Source organism: Mycoplana dimorpha (genome assembly GCF_003046475.1).
GTDB classification, from domain to species: Bacteria; Pseudomonadota; Alphaproteobacteria; order Rhizobiales; family Rhizobiaceae; genus Mycoplana; species Mycoplana dimorpha.
The window spans coordinates 170656-185134 of sequence record NZ_PZZZ01000001.1 but is presented as its reverse complement, the minus strand read 5'-3'; the positions used below and the strand labels follow the sequence as shown (position 1 = coordinate 185134).

Annotated in this window: 13 protein-coding genes; 9 read left to right on the top strand and 4 right to left on the bottom strand. The window is 64.9% G+C overall.

The annotated features are described in order from the left end of the window. Positions 1-210: 210 nt before the first annotated feature. A complete protein-coding gene (locus tag C7449_RS00855) occupies positions 211-879 on the bottom strand; it encodes a GntR family transcriptional regulator (RefSeq protein WP_108000895.1) in 669 nt (222 codons plus the stop codon). A gap of 181 nt (positions 880-1060) precedes the next feature. Here C7449_RS00855 and C7449_RS00850 point away from each other — a divergent pair, with 181 nt between their 5' ends. Next, a complete protein-coding gene (locus tag C7449_RS00850) occupies positions 1061-1750 on the top strand; it encodes an HAD family hydrolase (protein WP_108000894.1) in 690 nt (229 codons plus the stop codon). 158 nt (positions 1751-1908) lie between these two features. Here C7449_RS00850 and C7449_RS00845 read toward each other — a convergent pair whose 3' ends face one another. Continuing rightward, the gene (locus tag C7449_RS00845; RefSeq protein WP_108000893.1) at positions 1909-2466 is read right to left on the bottom strand and encodes a hypothetical protein; all 558 of its coding nucleotides are present in this window, start codon (positions 2464-2466) and stop codon (positions 1909-1911) included. A 359-nt stretch (positions 2467-2825) separates the two neighbouring features. Between C7449_RS00845 and thrC the strand changes: the two genes are divergently transcribed. The 4 genes from thrC to C7449_RS00825 all read left to right on the top strand — a co-directional run bounded on the left by thrC (position 2826) and on the right by C7449_RS00825 (position 9329). Next, positions 2826-4223, top strand: coding sequence for a threonine synthase (gene thrC / locus C7449_RS00840; protein WP_108000892.1), 1398 nt, complete (start codon positions 2826-2828; stop codon positions 4221-4223). A gap of 19 nt (positions 4224-4242) precedes the next feature. Then, positions 4243-5538: a M16 family metallopeptidase gene (locus C7449_RS00835; RefSeq protein WP_108000891.1), complete on the top strand. Its 1296-nt coding sequence runs from the start codon at positions 4243-4245 to the stop codon at positions 5536-5538. Between the two features lie 223 nt (positions 5539-5761). Beyond that, the gene (locus C7449_RS00830) at positions 5762-6412 is read left to right on the top strand and encodes a GNAT family N-acetyltransferase (protein WP_108000890.1); all 651 of its coding nucleotides are present in this window, start codon (positions 5762-5764) and stop codon (positions 6410-6412) included. A 7-nt stretch (positions 6413-6419) separates the two neighbouring features. Then, positions 6420-9329, top strand: coding sequence for an EAL domain-containing protein (locus C7449_RS00825; RefSeq protein ID WP_108000889.1), 2910 nt, complete (start codon positions 6420-6422; stop codon positions 9327-9329). A gap of 15 nt (positions 9330-9344) precedes the next feature. Here C7449_RS00825 and C7449_RS00820 read toward each other — a convergent pair whose 3' ends face one another. Next, a complete protein-coding gene (locus tag C7449_RS00820; RefSeq protein ID WP_108000888.1) occupies positions 9345-9950 on the bottom strand; it encodes a YqgE/AlgH family protein in 606 nt (201 codons plus the stop codon). 189 nt (positions 9951-10139) lie between these two features. On the opposite strand from C7449_RS00820, the gene C7449_RS00815 reads away from it, so the two are divergent. Then, positions 10140-10964 (top strand): protein-disulfide reductase DsbD domain-containing protein, encoded by an 825-nt coding sequence (locus C7449_RS00815; RefSeq protein WP_108000887.1) that lies wholly within the window; start codon positions 10140-10142, stop codon positions 10962-10964. A 120-nt stretch (positions 10965-11084) separates the two neighbouring features. Continuing rightward, on the top strand, positions 11085-11570 hold the full coding sequence (locus C7449_RS00810; protein WP_108000886.1) for a peroxiredoxin: 486 nt from the start codon (positions 11085-11087) through the stop codon (positions 11568-11570). Positions 11571-11699: 129 nt separating this feature from the next. Here C7449_RS00810 and C7449_RS00805 read toward each other — a convergent pair whose 3' ends face one another. Next, positions 11700-12089, bottom strand: a complete 390-nt coding sequence (locus C7449_RS00805) for a DUF937 domain-containing protein (protein WP_108001381.1) — start codon at positions 12087-12089, stop codon at positions 11700-11702. A 211-nt stretch (positions 12090-12300) separates the two neighbouring features. Between C7449_RS00805 and C7449_RS00800 the strand changes: the two genes are divergently transcribed. Both C7449_RS00800 and C7449_RS00795 read left to right on the top strand, forming a co-directional pair. Further along, positions 12301-13872, top strand: a complete 1572-nt coding sequence (locus C7449_RS00800) for a helicase HerA-like C-terminal domain-containing protein (protein ID WP_108000885.1) — start codon at positions 12301-12303, stop codon at positions 13870-13872. A 151-nt stretch (positions 13873-14023) separates the two neighbouring features. Beyond that, the gene (locus C7449_RS00795; RefSeq protein WP_108000884.1) at positions 14024-14311 is read left to right on the top strand and encodes a DUF4242 domain-containing protein; all 288 of its coding nucleotides are present in this window, start codon (positions 14024-14026) and stop codon (positions 14309-14311) included. Positions 14312-14479 lie beyond the last annotated feature (168 nt).

Here is a 14479-nt window from a genome sequence, read left to right as displayed (position 1 = left end):
GGTGACATCAATAGATAACTGTCGAAATTATCTATAATCCGACCCGTACGTAAAATTCAGCCGACCAGTCAAGCCCACGCACTAGCGGGAACCGAGCATCCAATGCCAAAACCCGGAGGAGTCAGCATGCCAAACTATTGAAAATATTCCAATTTTCTCGGCTCAAAAATTATAGATAATTTCTGCCGAGGATGACGGACTGGCTGCCCGTCAGCCCACGATCGAAAACACTTCGCGCGTCTCGCCGGTGGCGTTGCGCACCGGCGTGCGGCCGATCCACTGCACGTGGCGGCCGAGAATCGCCATGGCGGCATCGCCGTCACCCTCGCGCAGCGCCGCCAGGATGGCGCGATGGTCGTGGTCGGTGCGCGCCTCCCAGCTCGACCGCCAGGCGGAGAAGAGGAAGCGGGCGCTTGCGGCATGCAGGTCGTCGATCGCGGCCAGCAGCCGCGGCATGGCGCAGGGCTCGAGGATCAGACGGTGGAATGCACGGTTGGCCGCCTCCCACGAGCGCACGTCACGCGAACTGTCGGCCGCCGCCGTCGCCGCCGCCGCCCGGTCGAGGATGGCGGGCGTCAGATGGGGAACGGCATGGCGAAGCGCCAGCACCTCAAGCGCCGCGCGCATCTCCGCCACCTCGCGCACCTCGCGCAGATCGAAGGAGGCGACGCGCACGCCGCGGCGGGGCTCGCTCACCGCCAGCCCTTGCGCCTCCAGCCGCCTGAACGCCTCGCGAACCGGAACATGGCTCGCCCCGAATTCCTCGGCGACGTGGTCCTGCCGGAGCCGCTGGCCCGGCGCCAGTTCGCCGGAAATGATCCGGTCGGCCAGCGCCCGGCTGATGCGGCTTGCGATCGTGTCGTCTGGATGGTTCGTCATCCCGCTACTGATAGAAGGCTCGCCCGGCGCTGTCGAGCGCGGCAGGCGCCGCAGCCCGCCGCAGTCCGCCGCAAGGTTGAGGTTTGCGCCTCCATCCTGTAAATGGCTTTGCGAAGCCCCTCGCGGCGCTCAAGCCAACTGGCGCTCCGGCGCAGCGCCCCTCCCTCAAAGGACATCTGCAATGGACGGTTTCGACCTCATCATCTTTGATTGCGACGGCGTTCTGGTCGATTCCGAGATCATTGCGGCCCAGGTCGAATCGCGGCTCCTGACCGAGGCCGGCTATCCGATCGGCGTCGAGGAGATGGGCGAGCGCTTCGCCGGCCTGACCTGGCAGGACATTCTCTTCACCATCGAGCGCGAGGCGTCCATTCCGCTCTCTGCCTCGCTTCTGGACAAGTCGGAGGCGCTGCTCGATGCCAGGCTTGCCAACGAGGTGAAGGTCATCGACGGCGTGAAGCTTGCGCTGTCGCGCCTGAAGCGCCCCTACTGCATCTGCTCGAACTCGACATCGCACCGGCTGGACCTGATGCTGACCCGCGTCGGCCTGAAGCAGGTCTTCGCGCCGCACATCTTCTCGGCGAAGGATCTCGGCCCGGACCGGGTTAAGCCGAAGCCGGATATTTTCCTGCATGCCGCCAAGCAGTTCGACGCCGATCCGGCCAATACGCTGGTGATCGAGGACTCCGTGCACGGCATCCACGGCGCCCGGGCCGCCGGCATGCGCGTCGTCGGCTTCACCGGCGCCTCGCACACCTATCCCTCCCACGCCGACCGGCTGACGGAGGCTGGCGCCGAGACGGTGATTTCGCGCATGAGCGAGCTGCCCGGCGTCGTCGCGGCCCTCGCCGAATGGCAGGAAGCGGTGTGAGCGACAACAGATCAGCTGCGCTCGCGGGTGGGCAGTAGTCACAGGTTCGCGGCGAAGGATCGCCGTTGAATTTTGGCGACCGCCGACGTGCCAACGAGCGCCGGACGCCAATAGCCGCCGCGACTGGCGCCCCGGCCCTTATCGGCTGCCGCCTGACCTCACTTCGTGTTGTACGGGCCCTCGTCGAAACCGACATAGATCTTGGCGTAGGAGCCGGCCCCACCCGGAATGACGACGTTGGCGTCGGTGAAGACGTACTGAGCCGTGCCTTCAGGAGGGATGGTGACGCTGAACTTGGCAAGGTTCGAATAGAGCGTGTTCTCGCCGTCGCTCGCGGCGACCCGGATCGGCAGGGTGACGGTGCCGGCGGAGCCGGCCGGACCGGCGGCGATGCGACCCTGGGCCATCACGGTGACCTTGAGGCTGTTCTCCGTCTGCACACACTGGCGCGTGGTCGCAGCGAGCGTCGCCTGATAGAGCACCTTGCTGGGATCGTCCTTTGCGCCCTTGGCGTAGGCGCGGTGTATGGCGGTGCCCTCGCGCAGATAGACCTGCGGGCAAGCGCCCTGGATCACGGCCGACTGCTGTGTCGCCGCCTGCTGCTGGCCCTGGCCGGAGGACGCACCGAGGTCGGCGCTCTTGTCCGTCTGGCTGCAGCCTGCGATGAGGGTGAAAAGAAGGATGCCCGTAATGCGACGGCTGGTCTTAACAATCACGTGTCTCTACCCTGCGTTCGGACTGGCGTGCCCGCTTTGCCTCATAAAAAACGGGCCTTTCTAGACCCTCGCGGATGCTCTATAGCAGCGGTGCGGTGAAAAATCGATTGTCCCGAACAGGCCTTCCACTTTTTGCTGCATCCGTTCGCATGCCGGGGATTCCCACTCTCATGCGTTTTGAACCGAAGCACGCGTGCCGGCGCCATGAGAACACCGTGCCCCGGTGCGCCTATGTCTCTCACGGCGCGGCGATCGTCGCGACCGAACGGAAGGAATGCTCGTGACCGCAGCCCCCGCTCCCGTCCGTCTCCCCACGCGTTCCTTCATCCAGCCTGCCGCTCAATTTCAGGGATGATGACGTGAAGTATGTTTCGACCCGGGGCGAGGCCCCTTCCCTCGGTTTCTGCGACGCCCTGCTAGCCGGGCTTGCCAGCGACGGCGGCCTCTACGTGCCGCAGGAGTGGCCGACTTTCACGAAGCGGCAGATCCGCTCGATGCGTGGAATGAGCTACCAGGAGGTCGCCTTCACCGTGCTGTCGCCGTTTATCGACGGCGAGATCGAGCCCGCGACGCTGCGTTCGATGATCGACGAGGCTTATGGCACCTTCCGGCACCCGGCAATCGCCCCGCTCGTCCAGACCGGAGCGAACCAGTTCGTGCTTGAACTCTTCCACGGCACGACCCTCGCCTTCAAGGATGTGGCGATGCAGCTGCTTGCCCGGCTGATGGATCATGTGCTCGCCGAGCGCGGGCAGCGCGCGACCATCGTCGGCGCCACCTCCGGCGACACCGGCGGGGCGGCAATCGATGCCTTTGCCGGCCGCGAGCGCACCGACATCTTCATCCTGTTTCCGCACGGCAAGGTCTCGCCGGTGCAGCAGCGGCAGATGACGACCTCGACGGAGAGCAATGTCCACGCCATCGCCGTCAGGGGCAACTTCGACGACTGCCAGAACCTCGTCAAGGCGATGTTCAACGACAAGACGTTCCGCCAGAACATGCAGCTTTCCGGCGTCAACTCGATCAACTGGGCGCGCATCATGGCCCAGATCGTCTATTACTTCACGAGCGCGGTGGCGCTCGGAGCGCCCGACCGGAAAGTTTCGTTCACCGTGCCGACCGGCAATTTCGGCGACATTTTCGCCGGCTACGTCGCCAAGCGTATGGGCCTGCCGATCGACCGGCTGGTGATCGCCACCAACGACAACGACATCCTCGCCCGTGCCCTCAAGACCGGCCGATACGAGATGCGCGAGGTCGTCGCCACCACCTCGCCGTCGATGGATATCCAGATCTCATCCAACTTCGAGCGGCTGCTGTTCGAGGCCTCCGACCGCGATCCGGCGGAGATCCGCGCGCTGATGGCAGGCCTGAAGCAGTCGGGCGCGTTCCAGATCGGCGAGAAGGCCCTGAAGGCGATCCGCAAGGAGTTCCGCGCCGGCCGGGCAACCCAGAAGCAGGTCGCCAAGACCATCGCGGAAACACTTGAAAAGACAGGTTATCTTCTCGATCCGCACACCGCGACCGGTGTCTTCGTGGCGGCGAAGAACTCGCGCGCTGCAAGCCCGATGGTGACGCTCGCGACGGCGCATCCGGCCAAGTTCCCCGACGCCGTAAAATCGGCGAGCGGTATTGACCCGACGCTTCCGTCATGGCTTGCTGGCATGATGCAAAGAAAGGAGCGGTACGAAGTCCTGGATCCGGAGCTTGCCGCCGTCGAAGCCTTTATCGGCAGCCACTCCCGCATTCGGGGTTAGCGATCGCAGAAAGTCGAAAATGAAAGTTGAGTGCACCAGGCTGCCGTCCGGCCTGACGGTCGTCACCGAGAACATGCCGCACCTGGAGAGCGTTGCTCTCGGCGTGTGGATCAAGTCCGGCTCGCGCAACGAGACGGCCGACGAACACGGCATTGCCCATCTGCTCGAGCACATGGCCTTCAAGGGCACGGCGCGCCGCTCCGCCCGGCAGATCGCCGAGGAGATCGAGAACGTCGGCGGCGAGGTCAATGCCGCCACCTCGACAGAGACGACGTCCTATTATGCCCGCGTGCTGAAGGATCACGTGCCGCTGGCAACCGACATACTCGCCGACATCCTCACCGAATCGGTGTTCGACGAGGAGGAGCTCGCCCGCGAGCAGCAGGTGATCCTGCAGGAGATCGGCGCTGCGAACGATACGCCGGACGACGTGGTGTTCGACAAGTTCTCCGAGGCCGCCTATCGCGACCAGACGATCGGCCGCGCCATCCTCGGAACGCCGGAGACGGTGCTTTCCTTCGACCCGGCCGAGATCCGCGCCTATCTCGGCCGCAACTATACGACCGACCGCATGTTCGTCGTCGCCGCCGGGGCGGTGGACCATGATGCGTTCGTCCGCGATGCGGAGAAGCGCTTCGCGGCGCTGCCGCAAAGCCCGTCCGTAGCCCCTGTGCTCGAGGCCGCCCGCTATACCGGCGGCGATGTTCGCGAGAGCCGCGACCTGATGGATGCGCAGGTGCTGCTCGGCTTCGAGGGCAAGGCCTACCATGCCCGCGACTTCTACTGCTCGCAGATCCTCGCCAACATCCTTGGCGGCGGCATGTCCTCGCGGCTGTTCCAGGAGGTGCGCGAGGAGCGCGGCCTCTGCTATTCGGTCTACGCGTTCCACTGGGGCTTTTCCGACACCGGCATCTTCGGCATTCATGCCGCGACCGGCGGCGAGAACCTGCCGGAACTTGTGCCGGTGATCGTCGAAGAGCTGCGCAAGTCGACCGAGCGGATCGACGAGCAGGAGATCGACCGCGCCCGCGCCCAGATCCGCGCCCAGCTGCTTATGGGGCAGGAAAGCCCGGCCGCACGGGCGGGGCAGATCGCCCGCCAGATGATGCTCTACGGCCGGCCGATCCCCAACGAGGAGTTGATGGAGCGCCTGGCCGGCATCACCGCGGAACGGCTGACCGACCTCGCCGGGCGCCTGTTTTTCGACACGACTCCGACCCTTTCGGCCATCGGCCCCGTCGAACAGCTCGCCGCCACCGCCGATATCGTCAATGCGCTCTCCCGCAGCGATGCGCCGCAACGGGCGGCGAGTTGATGCACCTGTCCCGGAATCGTGCCCTGGTTTCGGGACAAGGGCGTGCGGCGAACGAAAACCCGACGCAGATCGCGTGGACCGTTTCCGCGGCGTTCCCTCTGCTCGAAGAAACCGGCGTGGTTTGACGGAATCGCCGCCGCTGGCGTACAGTTCAGCGGGACCCGGCCGGACCACCGGCAAGCACATTCCCGAGCCGCGGGGCTGCTGCGGCGGAGAGACATAGATGGCGCGATCGGTCTTCCGGTTCCTGTCGAGGCAGTCCGACGCCCTGGTGCTCGAGGACGAGACGCACCTGCTTCGCCTGCCGCGCTTCTCCGACTACCGGCAATGGTACCAGCTCCGCTCCGAAAGCCGGCGGTTTCTCGAGCCGTGGGAGCCGAGCTGGCGCAGCGACGAACTGACCGAGAGTTCGTTCCGGGCGCGGGTGGTGCGCAACGAGCAGGAATTCGCAAGCAGCCAGGCGTTGCCGCTGTTTCTTTTCCTCAAATCCGAGCAGTGCCTGCTCGGCGGCCTGACCATCGGCTATATCCGCCGCGGGGCGGCGCAATGCTGCATGATCGGCTACTGGATGGGTGAACGCCATGCCGGCCAGGGACACATGCTGGCCGCTTTGAAGCTGTCGGTCCCCTACATCTTTACGGGCCTTCAGTTGCACCGCATCGAGGCAGCCTGTATTCCGGAGAACACAAGGAGCATCCGCCTCCTTGAAAAGGCCGGCTTTCAACGCGAGGGCTATCTGCGACAATACTTGAAGATAAACGGGGAGTGGCGCGACCACGTGATGTATTCGCTGCTGGCAGGGGACAGAAGCCAGTCGCGGGTGCCGGCCGCGTCGGGGCAAGGGGCACGAGACCCCCAGACGACAGGAAATTAACGTTTCGATGACCTTCCGATCCGTGCCGACACTGCTGCTCGTCAGCCGGGCGCTGGCCCTCACCCTACTGACGGTGCTTTCGCTCGTCGGGCTCATCTCGTCGGCCGAGGCGGTCGAGCCTGTACAAATCTCCCGCGACGACACCGCGCTCGACCTGACGGCGACGACGGAGATCTACACGGGCCGCGGCGAGGCCTTCCAGGTTTCCACCGCACCCGGCACCGACGGTATCGTCCGGCGCATCGAGGTGCGGGCGACCAACCCAGGCCACGAGGGCGACTGGGCGGTCTTTGCGCTCGCCAACGTCTCGGAAGAGCAGATCGACCGGGTGATCGTCGCACCGCATTTCCGTCTGGTGCGCTCCAAGCTGTTCTGGCCCGACCTCGGCTCGCAGCGCATTCTGTCGATCACGCCGAGCGAGGGCTTTGCGCTCGATCGCCAGCCGAGCGACGAGGCGGACGTGTTCCGGATCACGCTGAACCCCGGTTCCGTCGTCACCTTCGTGGCCGAACTTGCAACGCCGGAACTGCCGCAGATGTATCTGTGGGAGCCGAACGCCTACAAGGACACCATCAACGCCTTCACCCTCTATCGCGGCATCGTGCTCGGCATCGCCGGCCTGCTCGCCGTGTTCCTGACCATTCTGTTTGTGGTGAAGGGCACCTCGATGCTGCCGGCGACGGCGGCGCTCGCCTGGGCGGTGCTCGGCTATATCTGCGTCGATTTCGGCTTCCTGTCGAAACTCATCAGCATAACCGCCGGCGACGAACGGATGTGGCGGGCCGGAACGGAGGTGTCGCTGGCCGTCGGCCTCGTCATGTTCCTGTTCGCCTACCTGAACCTCAACCGCTGGCATGCCCATCTCTCCTACGCGACGCTCGCCTGGATTCTCGGGCTTGGACTCTTGTTCGGCGTCGCGATCTATGATCCGCCGATCGCCGCAGGCATTGCGCGGATCTCGTTCGCGCTCACCGCCTCCGTCGGTATCGTGCTGATCGCCTATCTCGGCTTCAACCGTTACGACCGGGCGATCCTGTTGGTGCCGGCCTGGTCACTGATCCTGGTGTGGCTGTTCGGCGCGTGGATGACGGTGACGGGCAAGCTGGACAACGACATCATCCAGCCGGCGCTCGGCGGCGGCCTGGTGCTGATCGTGCTCCTGATCGGGTTCACCGTGATGCAGCACGCCTTTGCCGGCGGCGCCTACCAGCAGGGGCTGTTCTCCGACCTCGAACGGCAGTCGTTGGCGCTGACCGGCTCCGGCGACACAGTCTGGGACTGGGATGTCGCGCGCGATCGCGTCGTCACCATTCCCGACATTTCCATGCAGCTCGGCCTTTCGCCAGGCATGATGCACGGGCCGGCCCGGAACTGGCTGCCGCGCCTGCATCCCGACGACCGCGACCGCTTCCGTGCCACGCTCGACGTGCTCCTCGAGCATCGCCGCGGCCGGCTCAACCACCAGTTCCGCGTGCGCGCCGAGGACGGGCATTACCACTGGCTGGCGATCCGCGCCCGGCCGGTGCTGGGCGCCAATGGCGAGATCATCCGCTGCGTCGGCACGATCGTCGACATCACCGAACAGCGCAATTCCATCGACCGGCTTCTCCAGGACGCGCTGCACGACAACCTGACCGGGCTGCCCAATCGCCAGGTCTTCCTCGACCGGCTGCAATCCGTTCTCTCGATCGCCGGAACCAGCGACGCGGTGCGCCCCACCGTTCTCGCCATCGACATCGACCGCTACAAGCAGGTCAACGACGCGCTCGGGATTGCGGCCGGGGACAACATCCTGGTGGCGCTGTCGCGCCGGCTGCGGCGGCTGCTGAAGCCGCAGGATACCCTGTCACGCCTGTCCGGCGACCAGTTCGGCCTGATCCTGCTCTCCGAGCGCGACCCCGCCAAGGTCGCGGACTTCGCCGATGCCGTCAGCAAGGCGATCACCGTGCCGATCAGTTTCGGCAACCGCGAGATCATCCTGACCGCCTCGATCGGCCTCGTCTCGTGCCTTGATCCGCAGCAGGACGCGACGAGCCTGCTCAACGACGCGGAGCTTGCCATGTACCGCGCGAAGAAGGCGGGCGGCAACCGTGTGGAGCCATACCGCCCCGCCTTCCGCACCATGGGCACCGACCGTCTGCAGGTCGAGACCGACCTCCGCCGCGCGATCGAGCGGAAAGAACTGTCGATGGTCTACCAGCCGATCGTGCGGCTGTCGGATGCGGAGATCGCCGGCTTCGAGGCGCTGATGCGCTGGGAACATCCCAAACGCGGCAGCATCTCGCCGGAAGAGTTCATCCCGGTCGCCGAGCAGTCGGACCTGATCAGTCAGCTCGGCGCATTCGCCTTCGACAAGGCGGCAAGCGACCTGATGGACTGGCAGCTGCAGACCGGCGACCTGCCGATATTCGTCTCGGTCAACCTGTCGAGCGCCCAGCTACTCAACAACGAGCTCTGCAACGACGTGCGCGCCGTTCTTTCCAAGACACGCTGCGAACCGCACAAGCTGAAGTTCGAACTGACCGAGTCGGTGGTGATGGAGAACGCCGAACAGGCGCGGCTGGTGCTGAACAAGCTGCGCGACGCCGGCCTCGGCCTGGCGCTGGACGACTTCGGCACCGGCTATTCCTCGCTGGCCTACCTGACCCGATTCCCCTTCGACACCATCAAGATCGACAAGGCGCTGGTACGCGACGGCTCGGACAAGCGCACCGTGCTGCTACGGTCGGTCGTGTCGATGGCGCATGAGATGGAGATGACGGTCGTCGCCGAGGGCATCGAGACGGAAGAGGACGCGATCGAACTGGGGCGGATGGGCTGCGAATTCGGCCAGAGCTACCTCTTCGGCCCGCCGATCGGCTACGATTCGGTGCTGCGCCTGTTGAAGGAGCGGTTCCCGTTGATGAAACGGGCCTGATCACGGATTTGTTGGTCAGGCGTGCCCGACTTCCATGGAGAGCATCGCCGGGGTGACGCCCATCAGGGCGAGCGCCCGATCGTACTTCTCCTCGACCGGCGTGTCGAAGATCAGATCGTCCGATGCCGGGCAGGTCAGCCAGCCATTGGCGGCGATCTCGGTTTCGAGCTGCCCCGCCCCCCATCCTGCATAGCCGAGCATCAGCATGCCGCGCCTGGGTCCCTGGCCGCGCGAAATGGCCCGCACGATGTCGAGGGTCGCCGTCAGGCTGATCTCGTCGCTGACGGGTATGCTGGATTCGGAGGCGTAGTCGTCCGAATGGAGCACGAAGCCCCGGCCACTCTCGACCGGGCCGCCGGCGCGGATCGGGAAATCGATCGTGTGCTCCGGCAGGCGGATTACGTCGTCCTCCTCGACGAGCTGCAGGTGGAGCAGCACGTCGGTGAAGCTCATCGGCTGGGGACGGTTGATGATGAAGCCCATGGCTCCATCTTCGGAATGGGCGCAGATATAGACGACGGTGCGTTCGAAATTCTTGTCGAGCATGCCGGGCATGGCGATCAGGAAGTGACCGTCAAGGAAGCCCCGTTCTCGTCTCTCTTTCAGGACCGACATCGCCATGGTGAATACAGCCTATCAATTCGCGGCCAAATGAAAAGCGCCTTCTCGTCACGGGCCGCGCCACAACTGGCACCTTAGCGCCAACCTCCTGAAAGAACTGGTGCAGCCTGCGCCGTGATCAAGAGAATATGATCGAAAAACTCGGAAGAACGGTGGAAAGACGGCTAGGGCGAGGTTACACCACGACGCATGAGAGGTTTTCGCGTCGTTTTCATGTGCCTTGCCGCCCTTTCTGCGCCCGTGCCGGCAATCGCCGCAAGCTCCGCCTGGCATGAGACCGAGGGTGGTCGCGTTCGTCTGGTCGTGTTCCCCGAGCGGACGGACGGAAGCATTCCGGCCCTGCTCGACATACGCCTCGAGCCGGGCTGGCGGACTTACTGGCGTGACCCCGGCGAGAGCGGCGTCCCGCCGACCGTCAGCCTTCCGGAGTCTTCCGGGCTGAAGCTTGAATCGCTCCGCTTTCCGGTTCCGAAGCATTTCGACGACGGCTTTTCACGCTACACCGGCTACGACCGATCGGTCGGCCTGCCCCTGACACTGAAGCAGAAGGTCCCCGGTCCAGAGACCACGCAGGTCTCAGCCTCTGTGTTTCTCGGCATCTGCCAGGACATTTGCATCCCGGTGCAGGCCGAGCTCTCGGTCGAGCTGCAGGCCGGCGCGGCTGTCGATCCCGCGGAGGCGGCGGACCTTAAAGCCGCCGAGGCGGCGCTTCCCGCGCCGCCCTCCCCCGACTTCGCGGTAATCGACGCCCGCTGGAACGACGACGGAAAATCGCTTGCCGTGGCCTTCACGGCGCCCGGCACCACGCCGCAGGTGTTCGTTTCCGGACCGGACGGTTTTCAGTTCGGCACCGCGATGCCGACGCGCTCCGGAGACTCCTATCACGTCGAGGTCCCCCTGCTCCGCAAGCCGAAGAATGCCAGCCTTTCCGGCGCCGCCATCCTCTTCACGGCCACGAGCGGGGGACGCGCGATGGAAACGACGCTTGCGATCGCCCCGCACGCAGCGCCTTAGGTCTTTGGATCGCAGCGTTCCTTTGTCCCGAAACCGGTTCCCACTTCACAGAGACCACTCTATAGTCCGGGCCGACCGGCCAGGCGTTCCGCCTGGCGCCACCAGCCAAGGAGAACGATCGTGACGATTGCCGTAGGAGACAGACTGCCCGCCCTGAAGCTGAAGGAGCGTACGCCGGACGGACCGGTCGACGTTTCGACCGACGATCTCTTCAAGGGCCGGCGCGTCGTGCTCTTCGCCGTTCCCGGCGCCTTCACGCCGACCTGCTCGCTGAACCACCTGCCGGGCTATCTGGAGAATCGCGACGCCATCCTCGCCAAGGGCGTCGACGACATCGTCGTCGTAGCGGTCAACGATCACCATGTGATGGGCGCCTGGGCGAACGCCACCGGCGCGTCCGGCAAGCTGCGCTTCATCGCCGACTGGGACGCCGCCTTCACCAAGGCGCTCGGCCTCGATGCCGATCTCTCGGGCGGCGGCCTCGGCGTGCGCTCCAAGCGCTACTCGATGCTGGTCGAGGACGGCGTGGTCAAGACGCTGAACGTCGAGGAAAATCCCGGCCAGGCCACCGTCTCGGCCGCCGCCGCGATGATCGGCCAGCTCTGAGACGCCGCTCCCGCGCATCAGCAGAACCGGATGCCCGTGCTCGCCACGGGCATTTCGTTTTTTGAGAGCGCGCAAATGTTTTACGTCCGGCGCCTGCGCAGCGGCCAAGGCTGAGGTTGAATTCCGGCATCAGACGAACTGACTGAGCCCCGGCACCGCACCGACCACCTCGTCGACCACTTCGTTGCCGGCATATTCGCGGGCGATCGAAATCGTTTCCCTGGCGAGGGCCGTGATCTCGCCCATTCCGAGACCCTCGCTCATGAGCTGTTGGCCGAGCGCCATCACTCCGCCGCCGCCTATCGCATTCATCAGTCCGCCGAGCAGTCCGCCGCCGGTACCATCGTCATTGTACTGGGCCACGAGCTCGGAGGCGCCGGGAATGGCCTCGATCATCCGCGCGACGGGACCATCCGGGGCCTCGCGCTGCAGGAAGCCAAGCATCATGCCGAGGGCTTTTTCGGCGGTGGCCGGATCGATGCCGACATTCTCGGCGACGCGGTTGACGAGATCGCTCATGAACATTTCTCCAGTTCGTGTTTTGACGTTAACATCAACCTTAAAGGAATTGACCATCGAACTCACGCATCAAGCGACATCGCGGTCCGAAGCGATTTCAGCGGGTGTTAAGTTCACCATTCAACTTATAAAGTCGATCGGGCGATTCAAGCATGATCGGGCCAAAACGGAACGCGGGCGCTTCCCGCCGGCACGGACAGGAGAGACTGCAGTGGGCGACAGCGTTATCCAGGACGGCAAGATCTACATCGGCACCAGCCGCAAGCCGGACAACTCCATCAACAAGCCGGAATACCTCGAGCTGAAGTTCGGCAACCGGCACGGGCTCGTGACCGGGGCGACCGGCACCGGCAAGACCGTGACGCTGCAGGTCCTCGCCGAGGGCTTCTCCAATGCCGGCGTTCCGGTGTTCTGCGCCGACATCAAGGGCGACCTTTCCGGCATCGGCGCGATCGGCGAGGCGAAGGATTTTCTCGTCAAGCGCGCCCAGGAAATCGGTCTCGAACCCTACGACTTCCAGCAATTTCCGGTGATTTTCTGGGACCTCTATGGCGAGAAGGGCCACCGCGTCCGCGCCACCATGACCGAGATGGGGCCGCTGCTCCTGGCACGGCTGATGGACGCCACGGAGCCACAGGAGGGCGTGCTCAACATCGCCTTCAAGATCGCCGACAAGGGCGGCCTGCCGCTGCTCGACCTGAAGGACCTGCAGGCGCTGCTGAACTACATGGGTGAGAATGCCACCGAGCTATCCAACCAGTTCGGCCTGATCTCCAAAGCCTCGGTCGGTTCGATCCAGCGCGCGCTCCTGATCCTCGAACAGCAGGGCGCGCAGCATTTCTTCGGCGAGCCTGCGCTGAAGATTTCCGACATCATGCGCACCACCCATGACGGCCGCGGCGCGATCTCGGTGCTCGCCGCCGACAAGCTGATGATGAACCCGCGCCTCTATGCCACCTTCCTGCTGTGGCTGCTGTCCGAACTTTTCGAGGAGTTGCCGGAGGTGGGCGATCCGGAGAAGCCGCGGCTCGTCTTCTTCTTCGACGAGGCACACCTGCTCTTCAACGATGCGCCGAAGGTGCTGATCGAACGGGTCGAGCAGGTGGTGCGGCTGATCCGCTCGAAGGGCGTCGGCGTCTACTTCGTCACCCAGAACCCGCTCGACGTGCCCGAGACGGTGCTCGCCCAGCTCGGCAACCGCGTGCAACACGCCCTGCGCGCCTATTCGCCGCGAGAGCAGAAGGCGGTGAAGACCGCCGCCGACACCTTCCGCCCCAATCCGGATTTCGATTGCGCCACCGTCATCACCCAGCTCGGAACCGGCGAGGCGCTGGTCTCGACGCTGGAGGGCAAGGGCGCGCCGTCGATGGTCGAGCGCACGCTGATCCGCCCGCCGGCCTCGCGCGTCGGCCCGCTGTCGGATGCGGAGCGCGCGCAGGTGATGAAGATCAGCCCCGTCGCCGGTATCTATGACGAGGACTTCGACCGTCAATCGGCCTACGAGATGCTGGCCGAGCGCGCCAAGAAGCTCGAAACCCAGCAGCAGCAGGAGAACCAGCAGGCGCCGGAACCGGAACAGCAGAACGGCGGCAGCCGCTGGACGTTGCCCGGCTTCGGCAACGACGACACAGCCCCGACGAACGGTGCGGCAAAAACGAAAGGCCGATCCGGGTACCAGCGCGAGACGGTGGTGGAAGCGGCGATGAAATCGGCCGCGCGCAGCGTCGCCAATTCGCTTGGCCGTGCCATCGTGCGTGGCATTCTCGGAAGCCTGCGGCGTTAGCCACCTTCTGCGGCGATGGTCTCGTTCTGCGGCATCGTTCGGGCATCGAACGGTTCGGCGGCGCGGCGGTCCGCCCATCAGCACGAACGGATTGACTCCCGGCCCGATCAGGCGGCTTGATGGTCGCGTTGAACCGCAAGGAGGCCGTAAAATGCCCACCTTCATCATCGAGCGAGACATCCCCGGAGCGGATAATCTCAGCGCAGAGGAACTCAGCGCCATTTCCGCCAGATCGAACCAGGCCATGGCGGAGCTCGGCGAGCCCTACAAGTGGATCACGAGCTATGTCGCGGGCGACAAGTTCTACTGCGTGCATGAGGCCGACAGCGAGGACGTGGTTCGGGCACACGCCAGCCGCGGCAATTTCCCGGCCAACAAGGTAACGGAGATAACCGCCATCATCGGCCCGACGACCGCAACCGGCGGAAAGATGCGCTGAAAGCGACGCAGACACCCTCGAAAGGCTACAGTCGTAAACGGCGGGCTTAATCATGCGCCACCGCCTGTCGCTTTTTGGCGATTGCGGGCGAGGAGCCGAACAACTTGAAGCGGGTCGGGTCCATCCTTATCCGCGCGACCTGCCTTGAGCGAAGCCGCTTGCATCGCG

Coding starts and splice junctions, on each gene's coding strand:
- C7449_RS00830 (WP_108000890.1), top strand. CDS start 5,762: ATGGCGCGATCGGTCTTCCGGTTCCTGTCGAGGCAGTCCGACGCCCTG.
- C7449_RS00795 (WP_108000884.1), top strand. CDS start 14,024: ATGCCCACCTTCATCATCGAGCGAGACATCCCCGGAGCGGATAATCTC.
- C7449_RS00850 (WP_108000894.1), top strand. CDS start 1,061: ATGGACGGTTTCGACCTCATCATCTTTGATTGCGACGGCGTTCTGGTC.
- C7449_RS00825 (WP_108000889.1), top strand. CDS start 6,420: ATGACCTTCCGATCCGTGCCGACACTGCTGCTCGTCAGCCGGGCGCTG.
- C7449_RS00820 (WP_108000888.1), bottom strand. CDS start 9,950: ATGGCGATGTCGGTCCTGAAAGAGAGACGAGAACGGGGCTTCCTTGAC.
- C7449_RS00855 (WP_108000895.1), bottom strand. CDS start 879: ATGACGAACCATCCAGACGACACGATCGCAAGCCGCATCAGCCGGGCG.
- C7449_RS00835 (WP_108000891.1), top strand. CDS start 4,243: ATGAAAGTTGAGTGCACCAGGCTGCCGTCCGGCCTGACGGTCGTCACC.
- C7449_RS00815 (WP_108000887.1), top strand. CDS start 10,140: ATGAGAGGTTTTCGCGTCGTTTTCATGTGCCTTGCCGCCCTTTCTGCG.
- C7449_RS00805 (WP_108001381.1), bottom strand. CDS start 12,089: ATGAGCGATCTCGTCAACCGCGTCGCCGAGAATGTCGGCATCGATCCG.